Annotated in this window: 12 protein-coding genes; 10 read left to right on the top strand and 2 right to left on the bottom strand. The window is 74.8% G+C overall.

Annotated features, from left to right (window positions below; translation table 11 throughout):
• Window positions 1-12: 12 nt before the first annotated feature.
• Entirely contained in the window at window positions 13-210 is a 198-nt protein-coding gene (locus tag Q9S36_RS45195; RefSeq protein WP_311291306.1) for a hypothetical protein, read from the bottom strand.
• 35 nt (window positions 211-245) lie between these two features.
• A complete protein-coding gene (locus Q9S36_RS45190; protein WP_311291305.1) occupies window positions 246-953 on the bottom strand; it encodes a BTAD domain-containing putative transcriptional regulator in 708 nt (235 codons plus the stop codon).
• A 169-nt stretch (window positions 954-1122) separates the two neighbouring features.
• On the opposite strand from Q9S36_RS45190, the gene Q9S36_RS45185 reads away from it, so the two are divergent.
• The 10 genes from Q9S36_RS45185 to Q9S36_RS45140 all read left to right on the top strand — a co-directional run.
• Window positions 1123-1767, top strand: coding sequence for a hypothetical protein (locus Q9S36_RS45185; RefSeq protein ID WP_311291304.1), 645 nt, complete (start codon window positions 1123-1125; stop codon window positions 1765-1767).
• Window position 1768: 1 nt separating this feature from the next.
• The gene (locus tag Q9S36_RS45180; RefSeq protein WP_311291303.1) at window positions 1769-2071 is read left to right on the top strand and encodes a hypothetical protein; all 303 of its coding nucleotides are present in this window, start codon (window positions 1769-1771) and stop codon (window positions 2069-2071) included.
• Window positions 2068-3216 carry a hypothetical protein gene (locus tag Q9S36_RS45175; protein WP_311291302.1) on the top strand — a complete coding sequence of 383 codons (1149 nt, stop codon included), beginning with the start codon at window positions 2068-2070 and terminating at the stop codon, window positions 3214-3216. The genes Q9S36_RS45180 and Q9S36_RS45175 overlap by 4 nt, the downstream gene beginning before the upstream one ends.
• Before the next feature lie 9 nt (window positions 3217-3225).
• The gene (locus tag Q9S36_RS45170) at window positions 3226-3744 is read left to right on the top strand and encodes a phage baseplate assembly protein V (RefSeq protein ID WP_311291301.1); all 519 of its coding nucleotides are present in this window, start codon (window positions 3226-3228) and stop codon (window positions 3742-3744) included.
• Entirely contained in the window at window positions 3744-4067 is a 324-nt protein-coding gene (locus Q9S36_RS45165) for a hypothetical protein (RefSeq protein ID WP_311291300.1), read from the top strand. Before Q9S36_RS45170 ends, Q9S36_RS45165 begins: the two co-directional genes overlap by 1 nt.
• A complete protein-coding gene (locus Q9S36_RS45160; protein ID WP_311291299.1) occupies window positions 4064-4468 on the top strand; it encodes a GPW/gp25 family protein in 405 nt (134 codons plus the stop codon). The genes Q9S36_RS45165 and Q9S36_RS45160 overlap by 4 nt, the downstream gene beginning before the upstream one ends.
• Window positions 4465-7023 carry a hypothetical protein gene (locus Q9S36_RS45155; protein ID WP_311291298.1) on the top strand — a complete coding sequence of 853 codons (2559 nt, stop codon included), beginning with the start codon at window positions 4465-4467 and terminating at the stop codon, window positions 7021-7023. The genes Q9S36_RS45160 and Q9S36_RS45155 overlap by 4 nt, the downstream gene beginning before the upstream one ends.
• On the top strand, window positions 7020-9512 hold the full coding sequence (locus Q9S36_RS45150; RefSeq protein ID WP_311291296.1) for a hypothetical protein: 2493 nt from the start codon (window positions 7020-7022) through the stop codon (window positions 9510-9512). The genes Q9S36_RS45155 and Q9S36_RS45150 overlap by 4 nt, the downstream gene beginning before the upstream one ends.
• Complete coding sequence (locus Q9S36_RS45145) at window positions 9512-11719, top strand: phage tail protein (protein WP_311291295.1); 2208 nt, start codon at window positions 9512-9514, stop codon at window positions 11717-11719. Before Q9S36_RS45150 ends, Q9S36_RS45145 begins: the two co-directional genes overlap by 1 nt.
• 1 nt (window position 11720) lies before the next feature.
• Window positions 11721-13871, top strand: a 2151-nt coding sequence (locus Q9S36_RS45140; protein ID WP_311291294.1) for a DUF6519 domain-containing protein, incomplete at its 3' end; no start/stop codon positions are given.

Genomic DNA, 13871 nt, shown 5'->3' with positions numbered 1-13871 from the left:
GCCGCCGCGCGCTCAGCGACGCGCGCCGACCTCGTCGAGCCATCCGGCGACCTGCTCGATCACCTCGGTGCGCGACGCCGCGTACGACGTGACCACGGTGCCCGTCCGCACGTCCAGCGTCCGACTGAGGCGGACCAGCACGCGACCGTCCCGCTCGGTCCAGCAGGCCAGGACCATCACCGCGGCGGGCTCGACCGCCCCATCGTCCACGACTCCGTTATCGCTGACGACTCGTCACCGGTGCGTCACCGCCGCAGCGTCATCGGGAGCAGCGCGGCGAGGGACGGGGACGGCTCGACCCCGAGCTCGCGGCGCAGCAGGTCGCTGAAGACGTCGTACTGGTGCACGGCGTCCGCGACGTTGCCCTCCGCGACGTAGACCGCCATCAGCACCGCGTTCGCGGTCTCGCGGAGCGGCTCCGCGCGCACGGCGGCGAGCGCGAGGCGCAGCGCGGTGTCGAGCTCGAGGCGCCGGGTCAGCAACGACGCCAGCCGCTCGAGGGCGTGGAGGCGCAGCTGTCCGAGCCGTTCCCTCTCGAACACGACCCAGTCGTCGTACCAGCCCGGGAGCAGCTCACCGCGCCACAAGGTCTCGACCGCCTCGTCGATCCAGGGCTCGTCGCCGCTCGGGCGGTCGAGCAGCCGGGTCGCGAAGGTCTCCTGCTCGCGGCTGTCGACGACCAGCGCGGTGGACAGCGACAGCTGGTCGCCGTCGACGCGGATGAGGTCGGGCACGAGGCGGTTCGTCCGCCAGATCCCGGTGCGCAGGCTCGCCGACGCCTGCGCCTCGGGCACGTCGCGCCACAGCGTCCCCGCGACGAGGCACCGGTGGGTGGGCCGGCCGGCGAGCGCCACGAACGCGACGAGGTGCTGGATGCCGGCGGGCACGTCGAGGCGCACGCCTGCGCGCTCCAGCGCGAAACCGTCGAGAAGCTGCAGCCGTGCCACGTCCATGCCCGAGCCCCCTACGCCGCGGCGTCGATGCCCTCCGAGCGCAATGCGATGCCCTCCAGGCGCAAATATAGTCGTCCCGGGCCCCCCGTGGCATGGCCAAAAGAGGTCATCGCCGAGCCGTGACGGACGGGTGACGGCGCCGTGACGTGATCGGCGCAGGATCCTCCACGTGAGCAGCTTCCCGGGCACTCCACGCACGGCTCCGGGTGCGATCGTCGCGGTCGACCCGGTCTCAGCGCTGTCCCGGGTGGCGGCCTTCCAGTACAACCCCGAGCAGGTGACGCGCACCCTGCGTCCGCGAGCCCCGGCGAACGGCTCGGGCGCGGCCGACCGGGACCGGGTGTTCGGCGCCCCCACGCAGTCGATCTCGATGAAGGTCGAGCTCGACGCCACCGACGGGCAGGAGACCGGCGCCGGAGCTGCGGCCCCGGGCGGCGTGGCGGCCGGCCTGGCCGTGCTGGAGATGCTGCTCTACCCCAGCGTCGCGCGGGTCATCGCGAACACCGTGCTCCTCGCCGTGGGCACCATCGAGGTGCTGCCCCCGCGGGCCCCGCTGGCCGTGCTCGCGTGGGGGCCGGGCCTGGTCGTGCCGGTGCGGCTCCAGTCGGTCACGGTCACCGAGGAGGCGTTCGACTCCGCGACCCTGATGCCGCTGCGGGCCTCGGTGGACCTCCAGCTCGACGTGCTGACCTACGACGACCTGGGACCCACCGACCCCGCCTACGCGCTGTTCCTGGCGCACCAGGTGGTCAAGGAGAGCCTGGCGACGACGGCGGGGGCGCTCGGCGTCGCGCGGCTGGCGCAGGGGTCCTGAGGTGGGCCGGTACGACGTGGTGCCGACCACGACGCTCGAGGTCACGGCGGCGGACGGCACCCGCCGCGTGGTGACCTACTACCGGCGGCGCGTCCCGCCCGAGCCATCGGCCGTCGGCACGCTGTCCCGGCACGACGTGGTCCCCGGTGACCGGCTGGACCTGCTGAGCTTTCGGCTCACGGGAGATCCACTCGGGTTCTGGCGCATCTGCGACGCGAACGCGGCGCTCGACCCGGACGACCTCGTGGACGCCGAGGCCGTCGGGACGCAGATCCTCGTGCCCCTGCCGGGGACGGTCACGTGAGCTCCGACCTCGGGGTGCACCTGACGGTGCTCGCCGGTCCCACGGTGCCGCTGCCCCTGCCGCCCCACCTGGCCGAACGCCTGCTGTCCGTGACCGTCACCGAGTCCGACGCGGCTCGCTCGGCGTTCACGATCACGCTCGATGCCGGCCGCTCGGGCCCGACCGCAGCCTTCGACACCCCCGTCGTCGGCCTCGTGACACCCCTGCGTGCCGGGTCGCGGGTGGTGGTCGTGCTGACCATCGGGATCGTGCCGCACGTCCTCTGCGACGGCATCGTGACCGAGACCGAGCTGACACCCGGGTCGGCCGAGTCCGCTGCCGAGCTGCGCCTCACCGGCCAGGACCTGTCGGTGCTGCTCGACCGGCGCGAGGTGTCGGCCGAGTTCCCGGCGCTCGAGGACTCCCTCCAGGTGCTCGCGATCGCAGCCGGCTACGCGCCGCACGGCCTGGTGCCCCTGGTCGTGCCGCCCGCGGACATGGACGTCCCGCTCCCGATCGAGCGGATCCCCACCCAGCAGGGCACCGACTGGGCCCACCTGCAGCTCCTGGCCGCCCGGCACGGGTACGCCTGCTACGTGTCTCCCGGCCCCCTGCCCGGTCAGTCCGTCCTCTACTGGGGTCCCCCGGTCCGCGAGGGCATCCCGCAGCCGGCGCTCTCCGTCGGGCTGGGCCCGGCGACGAACGTGTCCGGCTCGCTGCGCTTCCGCGAGGACGTCCTCGGTCCGGAGCTCCAGCGGGGCCAGGTCACCGACACCCTCTCCGGCGCCACCGTCCCCGTCGTGACCGTCGGCGCGCTGCGTGTCCCGCTGTCGGCGCTGCCCACGTGGGCGACCCACCAGACGGAGCTGCGCACGCGCCAGTTCCGCGACACCGGCATCAGCGCGGTGACGGCGTACGCCCGCGCGCAGGCCGCCACCGACCGCAGCGCGGACTCGATGTCCTGCGACGGCACGCTCGACGGCTCGGTGTACGGCGCGGTCCTCCGCCCGCGCGGCCTCGTCGGCGTGCGCGGCGCGGGCTGGCACCACGACGGACTGTGGTACGTCCGCCAGACGGTGCACCGCGTCACCCGGGGCTCCTACACGGCCGACTTCTCGCTGACGCGCGACGGGCTCGGCTCCACGCTCCCCGTGGTCCCGGTGTGAGGAGGGGCCATGAGCGAGCACGCAGGTGAGCAGCGCCGGTTCTACGGCAAGTACCGGGGCAAAGTCACCAACACCCTCGACCCGATGCAGCGCGGGCGGGTCCAGGTGTCGTGCCCGGCGGTGCTGGGCGAGGGGAACCTCAGCTGGGCGCTGCCGTGCAGCCCCTACGCCGGCAACCAGGTGGGGCTGTTCCTCGTGCCGCCCGTGGACGCGAACGTGTGGGTCGAGTTCGAGGGCGGCGACACGCGCCAGCCGATCCTCGCCGGGTGCTTCTGGGACACCGGCGAGGTCCCGGCGAGCCCTGCCGTGGAGCAGGTCAAGCTCCTGAAGACCGACGCGATCACGCTCGAGCTCAGCGACGTCCCCGGTGGCGGAGGACTCACCATCGAGGTCGGCTCGCCTGCCGTGGTGACGCCCGTCAAGGTCACCGCCACCAGCGCGGGGCTGGAGATCTCGATGGGTGCCCAGAAGATCGTCCTCTCGCAGGCCTCGGTGTCGATCAACGACGGCGCGCTGGAGGTGATGTGATGCCCGGCCACCTGCTGACCACCGCCTCGACGGTCGCGTGCGCCCACCAGGGACAGGCCAAGGCCGGAGGCCCGGCCGCGCGGGTCAAGGTCGCCGGCAGCCCCGCGGTCTTCCTCTCCCCGCCCTGGACGATCGTCGGGTGCACGATGCCGCCGCCGAACGCGGGCAACGGACCGTGCGTCACCGGCACCTTCACCACCGGCTCCGTGCGCGTCACGTCGATGAAGCAGCCGCTGGCGATGCAGCAGGCACCCGGCCAGTGCGTGCCGACGGGGACGCCCCTCACCGTCTCCCAGACCCAGACCAGGGTGCGTGCCACATGAGCGACGGGATCCCCCGGCGGGCCTGGGCGCCGCGCCACGTCGGTTTCCCGATGCGCCTCGACGGCCGCGGACGCACGGCGCTGGTCGACGACGCCGCCTACGTGAAGGGGCTGGTCGAGCACCTGCTGTTCACCGCTCCCGGAGAGCGGGTCAACCGCCCGGACTTCGGCAGCGGGGTCGGCCGACTGGTCTTCGCGCCGTCCGACGACGCACTCGCGCAGTCAACGCAGGCCCTGGTGCACGGCGCGCTGCAGCGGTGGCTCGGCGACCTGCTGCGGGTCGAGGACGTCACGGTGACGTCCGTGGACTCCCGGCTCGAGGTCGTCGTCCGCTACCTCCCGCTCACCGCGCCGGGCACCGGCGAGCGACGCACCGTGACGGTCGTCGGAGGTGTCGCATGACGGGGGATGTGGGGCCGTTCCTCGCGGCCGTCGACCTGGAGGCACGGCGGGCCAAGGTGCGCCAGCACGTGCTCGACGGCGGGACCGCGATCGACGGCGTCGACTTCGTGGAGGTGCTCTCCAACCACGCGGACTCCCCCGGCCACGTCGCGGGCGCCCCGCAGCAGCGCACCCTGCTCGTGCACCTCGTCAACGGCCCCGTCCCGTCCGCGTGGCGCGGCGACCACGTGCGCGTCCTCGGCGGCGAGCGCAACGACCCCGCGCTCAACCCGGTCGACGTGGAGTGGGCGTTCCCCGCGGAGCAGGTCCTCGACGGCTCGGCCGGGCTGCCCGCCGCGGACGTCACCCTGGTGGAGCAGGCCCTGACGGCGTCCGACGGGCTCCCCGACGTCGAGGCACGGACGCGGTCGCTGGTCGTCCGCACGTCCTCGTCCGGCGACTGGTCCACCTACGTCCTGCGCCTGCAGGACCCGGGCGACGCCGACGGGTCCTCCGCGCCGGCCGGGATCGACGTCGCGCTGTCCGCAACGCCGTTCACGTTCGCCATCGACTGCCCGTCCGACCTGGACTGCCGCCCCCGGCTCTCGGTGGAGCCGGGACCCGAGGACCTGCTGCCGGGCGACTACCTGGCACGCGACTACGAAGGGCTGCGGACCCGGCTGCTCGACCGGCTGGCCACGCTGGTGCCGGACTGGACCGACACCAACCCGGCCGACCCGGCCGTGATGGTGGTCGAGCTGTTCGCCGCAGTCGGTGACCGCCTCGCCGCCTGGCAGGACGCAGTCGCTGGCGAGGCCTACCTCGGGACCGCCCGTCGACGCACGTCGGTACGGCGGCACGCTCGCCTCCTCGGCTACCACGTCCACGAGGGGTGCGCGGCGCGCACGCTGCTGGCCTTCGCGACGCCGGTCGCCGACGACGGCACCGGGCCCGACGACCTCCTGGTCCCGCCGAGCACACCCGTCACCGACCTCCCCGTCGACGTCAGGGCCGACTCCCCCCTCGAGGCGGTGGACGCGGGCGCCGTGGTCTTCGAGACGACCGAGGAGCTGCGGGTCCGCCGGCTGCGCAACGCCCTGCCCCTGCACGCGTGGTCCGACGCCGAGCACTGCCTTCCTGCGGGCACCACGGCGGCGTTCGTCTCGACGGCGCTCGACGAGGACCCGGAGCTGGTGGCCGGTGACCTCCTCGTGCTCGCCGAGCAGCCGGCGGGCGGCACTCCTCGCGACGGCGACCTCGACCGCAGGTACGCCGTGCGGCTGGTGCAGGACGCGGCGCGGTTCGAGGACCTGGTGACGGGCGTCGCGGTGTGGCAGCTCGTGTGGTCGCTCGCCGACGCCCTGCCGGGTCCGCTGGTGGTGCGCGAGGGGGACGCCGACGACGTACGCGCCGTGGCCCTCGCCAACGTCGTCGTCGCCGACCACGGCGCCACCGTGCGCGCCGAGACGCTCGTGCCGCAGTCCGTCCCCACCGACGGCGCCTACCGTCCCCGGCTGCGGCGCCCCGGCCTGGCGTACGTCGACCCGCACCGCCCCCGGACCGCGTCGGCGGCCGACCTGCTGCACCCGCGGCCCACGCGCGCGCGGGCGGCGCTGCTCCTGTGGGACGGCCGGCGCGAGTGGGCCCCGCAGCCGGACCTCGTGGGCAGCACCCGGCTGGACACCCACCTCGTCGTGGAGGCCGAGCCGGGAGGAGTGTCGCGACTGCGGTTCGGCGACGGCCTCAACGGCCGGCGCCCGACCTCGGAGATGTCCGCGACCTACCGCCTCGGCGGCGGTCCCCAGGGCCACGTGGTCGCGGACAGCCTGGTGCGCCTCGTGCCGTCCGCGTTGCCGGCACGCCAGCTCGCCGGCCCGCAACCGCTCGTGTGGAACCCGGTCGCGTCGACGGGCGGCGCGGAGCCCGAGCGGGTCGAGCAGGTGCGCCAGCTCGCACCGGCGGCCTTCCGCACCCAGCAACGCGCCGTCACGTCCCGCGACTACGCCGCGGTCGCCGAACGCGACCCGGGCACGCAGCGCGCGGTCGCGCGGCGCCGGTGGACCGGGTCGTGGTACGCCCAGGAGGTCACGCTCGACCCGGTGGCGCGGGCCGACGACGTGGCGCTCCGGACCGCGGTGACCGCCGAGCTCGAGCTGCGTCGCATGGCCGGCATCGACGTCGAGCTCGAGCGGCCGGTCCACGTGCCCCTCGAGCTCGTGCTCACCGGCTGCGTGGCGGCCGGGCGGCTGCGCGAGGACGTGGAGCTCGCCCTGCGCGACGTGTTCACCTCCGGGACCCGGTCCGACGGCCGTCCGGGCTTCTTCCACCCCGACCGGTTCACGTTCGGGCAGTCGCTGCGCCTGTCCGACGTGGTCGCTGCGGCCATGACGGTCGACGGCCTGGCCACGGTGGAGCTCGAGCGGTTCACCCGCGCGGACGCGACACCGGCCCGGGCCGCCGCCGACCTCGCCGACGGCATCATCGAGATCGCCCCGCGCGAGCTGCTGCGCTGCGACAGCGACGTCAACAACCCGGAGGCCGGCCACGTCCTGGTGCACCTGGGAGGTGGCGGATGAGCTGCGGCTGCGACCAGGGGTGCACGTGCGACCCCACCGAGGTCCTCAACCCGCCGGGGCATCGCGCCCTGCGCTGGCGGGTGGCCCCGCACGGAGCCGCGCTGGACAGGATGCGCGCCGCGCTGCCCCAGCTCGGCCCGGACGACCCGTCGGTCGCGCTGCTCGACGCGTGGGCGGTGGTCACCGACGTCGTGTCGTTCTACACCGAGCGGATCGCCCAGGAGGGCTTCCTGCGGACCGCCACCGAGGCCATGTCCGTCCGCGAGCTCGCGCGCACCCTCGGCCACGAGCTGCGCCCCGGCGTGGCGGCGCAGGCCGAGCTCGTCCTCGACGTCGAGACCGCGGCGACCGCGCCCGAGTCCGTGGTCGTCGACGCCGGGACACCCGTGCAGACCATCCCGTCCCCCGGGTCGCTGCCGCAGACCTTCGAGACCTCGTCGACGGTCGAGGCGCAGCGGGCGTGGAACGCGATCCCCGCCGTCGCCACCGTGCCCCAGCCGCTGGGCTACGGCGTCACCGACGTCTGGCTGCCCACCACCACGCCGTCCGTCCAGGTCGACGACCGGCTCCTGGTCGTCGGCGCGGAGCGGGCCGGCGTCGCGCCGGGCGACGCCCACGGCCCCGCCACCGAGAAGTGGGACTTCCGCCGTGTCGTCGAGGTCGAGGTGTCCCCCGTGTTCCACGAGGGGTGGACCCGCCTCGGGCTCGACCACCGCATCGGCTACCGGAAGTCCCACGAGCTCGTCGCGGAGGTCGGGGTCGGGGTGCACCGGCTCACCCGGCGGTTCACGCTCTTCGGCCACAACGCCCCCGATCCGAAGATGTTCAGCGCGAGCTTCCGGCCACCGCGAGTCCCCGCCACAGACGACTGGAGCGACCTCGAGGCGAACTCGACCGACCCGCCCGTGCCGCCCGGCGCAGCCGAGTCGCGCCTCATCGAGCTCGACGGCGACCAGGACGACGTCCTGCCCGGCTCCTGGCTCGTCCTCGAGCAGCCCGGCGTCACGGAGGCCTACCAGGTCCTCGACGCCACCCCCGACGGATCCAAGCGCTTCGGCCTCTCGGGCAAGGTCACCCGGTTGCGGCTCGACATCAGCGAGAACCTCAGCAGGTTCGGTCGGCGCGAGACGATCGCCAATGCCGTCTCCGAGCGGCTCCCCACGACCCTCATGCCGCGGCCGGACCTGGTCGGTGCCGTCCCGGGCGGCACCCCGGGCGTCCTTGACGTCGCCCCCACGTCCCCGCCGCTGCCGGTGGGTCGACTCGTCGCTGTGACCGGGCTGACCGAGGACGGCACGACCGCCGTCGAGACCGCCACCCTGACCGCGGTCAGCCGCCTCGACGACGGCGCCCAGCGCCTCGTCCTCGACCCTCCGCTCACGCATGCCTACCACCCCGGCACCGTGCTGGTGCGTGCCAACGTCGCACGGGCCACGCATGGCGAGACGGTGCAGCAGGTGCTGGGCAGCGGCGACGGCCGGGTCGCGTTCCCGCGGTTCCGGCTGCGCCGCGCCCCGCTGACGTACGTCCGCTCGACGACCGCCGCGACCGGTGCCGTCGCGGCGCTGGAGGTGCGCGTCGAAGGCGTCGCCTGGACGGAGGTGCCCACCCTCCGCGACGCGGCCCCGCACGACCAGGTGTACGTCGTGCGCCAGGACGCCGACGCCAACACCGACGTCGTGTTCGGCGACGGCATCCACGGCGCACGGCTCCCCACGGGCCGGGAGAACGTGCGGGCGACCTACCGGGTCGGGATCGGCGACGACGGGCGCGCCGACACGGGCCAGGTGTCGCTGCCCCTGCGCAGGCCCCTCGGCATCGCGCGCGTCAGCAACCTCGCCGCCTCGCACGACATGGCACCGCCCGAGGACCTGGAGCAGGCGCGGGTCAACGCGCCGCTGCGCATCCGCACCCTCGACCGGGCCGTGTCCGTCGCGGACTACGAGGACTTCGCGCGCGGCTACGCCGGCGTGGGCCATGCGCGCGCCGACCTGGTGTGGGACGGGCGGGTGGAGACGGTGGTGCTGTCCGTCCTCGCCGCGGACGGCGGACCCGCGTCCGCGTCGCTCCTCGCCGACCTCCGCGCGACGCTCGACGGGGCGCGCGAGAACCGTGCTCCCCGCCGCGTCGAGGCGGGCGTGGTGATCGATGTCGGCACCTCCCTGGCGCTCGACGTGGACCCGCGCCACGAGCCCGGCCCGGTGCGTGACGCCGTGGTCGCAGCGCTGCTCGGTCGCTTCAGCAGCCTCCCCCTGGGCGCACCCCTCGTCTCCGCGTCCGTGCTCTTGGTTGCTGCCGAGACACCGGGGGTGCTCTCCGTGACGATGCCGGTGCTCCGCAGCTCGGTCGCGCTGCCGGGGTCCGACGACGCCCTCCTGGTCGCGGCGCCCGCCACCTGGGACCCGTCCGCGAGCGATCCCGACCGGCGCCTGCGACCCGCGCAGGCCCTGCGCCTGGTGCTGTCCGCGGGCGACGTGGAGGTGCGGTGATGACCGACGAGCGGGTCCGCGAGCGCACGGGGTACCTCGAGTCCCTCCTTCCCGCTCACGTCCGCGACCGCGACGCGGACACCGGCGGCCTCCTGCACGAGCTGCTCTCGGCTGCTGCGGCCGAGCTCGACCTGCTCGAGGGCGACCTCGAGCAGCTCTACGAGTCGTGGTTCGTGGAGACGGCGCCCGAGTGGGTCCTGCCCTACCTCGCCGACCTCGTCGGGCTGGCCGGCCTCCCCGGCGACCTGGGCACGAGGTCGGGGGCGGGCGTCAGCCGCCGCGGCGTCGTGGCCAACACCGTGCGCTACCGGCAGCGCAAGGGCACGGTGGCGGTGCTCGAGCAGGTCGTGCGCGACGTGACCGGGTGGCCCACCAAGGCGGTCGAGCTCTACCGCCTGCTGGGTACGACGACGCACGTCAACCACGTGCGCCTCGAACGCCCGGCCTTCGCCTCCCTCCGCAGCGCCTCGTCGGCCGAGCTCGAGTCGCCGGCGCTCGCCCGTGGCGCCCTGACCCGCTTCGCCCACACCGGCGAGGTGCGGCACGTCGAGCCCGGCCCCACCGGTGGACGGGGGCGCTACGACGTCCCCCACGTGGGCCTGTTCGTGTTCCCGGTCCAGGTGTACGACACGGGCCGTGCCCCCGCACGGCCGGTGGGCTCGTCCCGGCTCACCCACCCGCTCGGTCGGCCCAGTCCGTGGTTCGCGGCGCCGACGACGGAAGCCGAGGTCGAGCACCTGGCGGTCGAGTCGGACCTCGCCGTCCCGCTCCGACCGCGGCGCCTGCTCGACCTGCTGGAGCGGGCGCGCCGCGGTCCGGAGGCCGGTGACGACCTCCCTCCCCTGCCGGTCGCGGTCCGCATCGACGGCGCCGACGAGCCACTGCCGCCCGAGCGCGTGCGCGTGTGCGGGCTGGAGGACCTCGCCACGGACACCGCCGAGCCGCCCGCCGTGCTGGACGGGTGGCAGGTCATGGTCGACCCGGTCGCCGGTCGGGTGCAGCCCTACGTCGACGGGGTGGCGTACGACCCCACGGTCCACGGGGAGCACAGCGTCCACGTCGACCACGCCTCGGGTGCGATGGCCGACGTCGGCGCCGGCACCTACGACCGGTCCGCCGTCCACGAGCAGGCCCTGGAGGACGACCCGTTCGCCCGCGCCGAGCGCCGGGACCGGTTCGACGTCCAGGTGCGGGTCCCGGGCGGGCCAGGCGCGCCCGGCATCGCGACGCTCGACGACGGCATTGCTGCCGTCACCGCCGGCTGGGACGCCGCCGAGCCCGGCGGCACCCGGGTCATCGCCCTCGCGGACCAGGAGGACCACTCCCTCGCCGCACCCGTCCAGCTCCCCGGCGACGGGCGGCTGGTCCTCGTGGCCACCGAGTGGAAGGAACGCACGTTGCTCGACGGCGACGTCGCCGCGCCGGTCCCCGGCGTGTACACCGCGGAGGGGCTGCAGCCCCGTCTCGTGGGCGACGTGGTGGTGGCGGCCGACGCTGGGAGCTCCCTAGTCCTCGACGGGCTCGTCGTGCTCGGGGACGTGCGGGTCGAGCCGGGAGGGTTGCGCTCGCTGGTCGTCAGCCAGTGCACCGTGGCCGGACGCATCGTCGTCGAGGGCGACGGCACGCCGGGCGGGCGCAACGACACGCTCGACGTCACCGTGGTGCGCAGCGTCGTCGGCGGCGTCGAGCTGGCGGTGACGGTGCCCGCGCTCACGCTCACGGACAGCGTGGTCGACCCCCGGCTCACCACCCTCGCCGGCGGCGGTGCGGCCGGGCCGGCAGTGGCGGCCCCCGGCACGCACGTCGACATCACCGGGACGACGCTCCGAGGTGCCGTCGAGTGCCACGTCCTGGACGTGACCTCCAGCATCTGCGACGGCCTCGTGACCGTCGTCGACCGCCAGCGCGGCTGCGCCCGGTTCTCCTACCTGGCACCCGGCTCGCGCGCCCCGCGCCGCTTCCGCTGCGTGCCCGCGTCGGACGCCGCCACCGCGATCGGCCCGGCCTACCTCTCGCGCGACCCCGCCTCGCCCTTCTACCCCGCTCTGGCACCGTCCACGCCGTCCGCGATCCGTCGCGGGGGCGAGGGCGGCGCGGAGATGGGCGTCCACCACCACCTGCGCCGCCCCCTGCGGATGGACGCAGCCCGCCGCCTCGTCGAGCCGTACGTCCCGACGGGCATGCACATCGGGATCTTCGGGAGCTGACATGCACGCTGACCTCACGCGCTGGACCTTCGACCCCCGGCACGGCTACCGCTCCGTCGTCCTGCAGCAGGGCCGGGTGCTGCTGGACGCCGAGTGGAACGAGCAGGCGTCCATCGACGCCCACCACGACGAGGCCCGCACCGCCGACGTCGTCGGGGCGGAGGGCGGTCCGGCGCCGCTCGACGGCGGCGTCGCGCCGTTCGGGATCATCGACACGAGCACCGGCACGGCGCCCGCGGACACACCCTGGGCCAACCTGGCCGTGACCGCAGGGCGCTACTACGTCGACGGGGTCCTCGTGGAGTCCGCGGACGGGACGGACCCCGGCGCCGCGGTGGCGTTCGCGGCCGTGGTCTCCGACCAGCCGTTCCTCGAGCTCGCCGAGCCGCCGCTCGGGCGTCACGCGGTCTACCTCGACGTCTTCGACCGGCTGGTCACCGCCGACGAGCGTCCCGCGTTGCTCGAGTCGGCGCTGGGCGGCCCCGACACCGCCTTCCGCACCCAGACCGCGTGGCAGGTCAGGATGGCCCCGGTCGCCGCGGACCAGGTGTGCTCGCAGGTCACCGACACCGGCCATCGCACCCCGCTGACCATGCGCGCACGTCTCCAGCCGCCCGACGCGGCGGCGGACCCCTGCTCCATCACCGCCGGTGGCGGCTACACGCGCCTGGAGAACCAGCTCTACCGCGTCGAGATCTTCGACGTGCAGGGCGGCACGACCCGCTTCGTGTGGTCGCGGGAGAACGGCTCGGTGGTGGCGGGGCTCGACAAGCTCGAGGCGTCCCCCGTCGCCGACGCGCAGCTCACCGTCGACCGGTCCGGGCGCGACGACGAGCTGTCCATCGGTCAGGACGCGTGGATCGAGGTGACCAGCCCGGAGCGCCAGGTGCGCGGTCTTCCGGGGTGGATCGCCCAGGTGGAGCAGGTCATCGACACCGAGCTGCACGTGACGTGGTCGGCGGGCGCCCCGGCGGACCTCGCTGCCGTCGGCGACACGCCGCTCGTACGACGCTGGGAGAGCGGTCCGCTCACCGCACCGGCCGACAACAACTACGTCCTGCTCGAGAACGGCATCGAGGTCGCCTTCACGCCGGGGAGCGGCACCCCGGCGCCCGGCGACTTCTGGCTGGTCCCGGCCCGCACCTCGCGCCTGGCGTACGGCATCGCGGCCACGCACGGCACCATCGAGTGGCCGGAGACCTCCTCGGGACCGACGCCCCTGCCGCCGGCGGGGCCCGTGCACCACCTCGCGTCGCTGGCGGTCCTCGACCACACGACGGCTGGGTGGACGCTCGTCGGCGACTGCCGCCACCTGTTCCCGTCGCTCACCGACCTCGTCACCATCGACCTGGTCGGCGGGGACGGACAGGAGGCGATGCCCGGCGACGAGCTCGACGCGCCCGTGCGGATCGCCGTACGGAACGGGGGCCTGCCGGTGGCGGGCGCCCGAGTGGAGCTCATCGCCTCGGACGGAGGGCAGCTCACGGTGAGCGCTCCCCCGGCCGGACCGGCGAGCACCGTCGTGGCCGTGACGGACGCCGACGGGATCGCGGAGGCGCGCTGGACGCTGGCACCCGCCGGGCCGCCGACGCAGACCGTCACCGCTCACCGCCTGGACGACACGGACGGCCCGATCGACGTGGACGTGGTGGTCAGCGCTCGACTCTCCCTCGCGAGCGAGGTCGCGTGGACGCCACCCTGCGAGGGGTTCGCGGAGCAGGGCACCGTGCAGCTGGCGCTCGACCAGCTCGTCCGGACGCCGTCCATCCGACTGCTCGGCGGGGACGGGCAGGAGGTGGCCGCCTCCGGGGAGACGGTGCCCCAGCTGGTCCGGGTGGTCGTCGACAGCCCGTGCGGGCCGCTGGTGCGCGCCGAGGTGGTGGCGACCGGCACCGACGGCGCCCTCGTCCTCCCCATGGACGACGGCGCGTCCGTGCCGAGCACGCTCGGCGGAGAGGCCGGCGCCGCGCAGCAGGTGGCGGGCCACGCCGACGGAGCGGGCGTCGTCGCCTTCGCCTGGCAGCCGGTCTTCGGGCCGGAGTCGCGCAGCAGCGACGTGCTGACCATCGTCCTGACCGACGCGGACGAGGCTCCGCTCCAGGTGACCGCGCAGCTGGACCGCGCCGGGTCGCGCACCGGAGGCATCCACGTC

It is taken from the genome of Microbacterium sp. ARD31 (assembly GCF_031844425.1).
The sequence above is the reverse complement of the archived record's forward strand: the minus strand, read 5'-3'. Positions and strand labels throughout refer to the sequence as shown.

Coding starts and splice junctions, on each gene's coding strand:
- Q9S36_RS45190 (WP_311291305.1), bottom strand. CDS start 953: ATGGACGTGGCACGGCTGCAGCTTCTCGACGGTTTCGCGCTGGAGCGC.
- Q9S36_RS45170 (WP_311291301.1), top strand. CDS start 3,226: ATGAGCGAGCACGCAGGTGAGCAGCGCCGGTTCTACGGCAAGTACCGG.
- Q9S36_RS45165 (WP_311291300.1), top strand. CDS start 3,744: ATGCCCGGCCACCTGCTGACCACCGCCTCGACGGTCGCGTGCGCCCAC.
- Q9S36_RS45160 (WP_311291299.1), top strand. CDS start 4,064: ATGAGCGACGGGATCCCCCGGCGGGCCTGGGCGCCGCGCCACGTCGGT.
- Q9S36_RS45155 (WP_311291298.1), top strand. CDS start 4,465: ATGACGGGGGATGTGGGGCCGTTCCTCGCGGCCGTCGACCTGGAGGCA.
- Q9S36_RS45150 (WP_311291296.1), top strand. CDS start 7,020: ATGAGCTGCGGCTGCGACCAGGGGTGCACGTGCGACCCCACCGAGGTC.
- Q9S36_RS45145 (WP_311291295.1), top strand. CDS start 9,512: ATGACCGACGAGCGGGTCCGCGAGCGCACGGGGTACCTCGAGTCCCTC.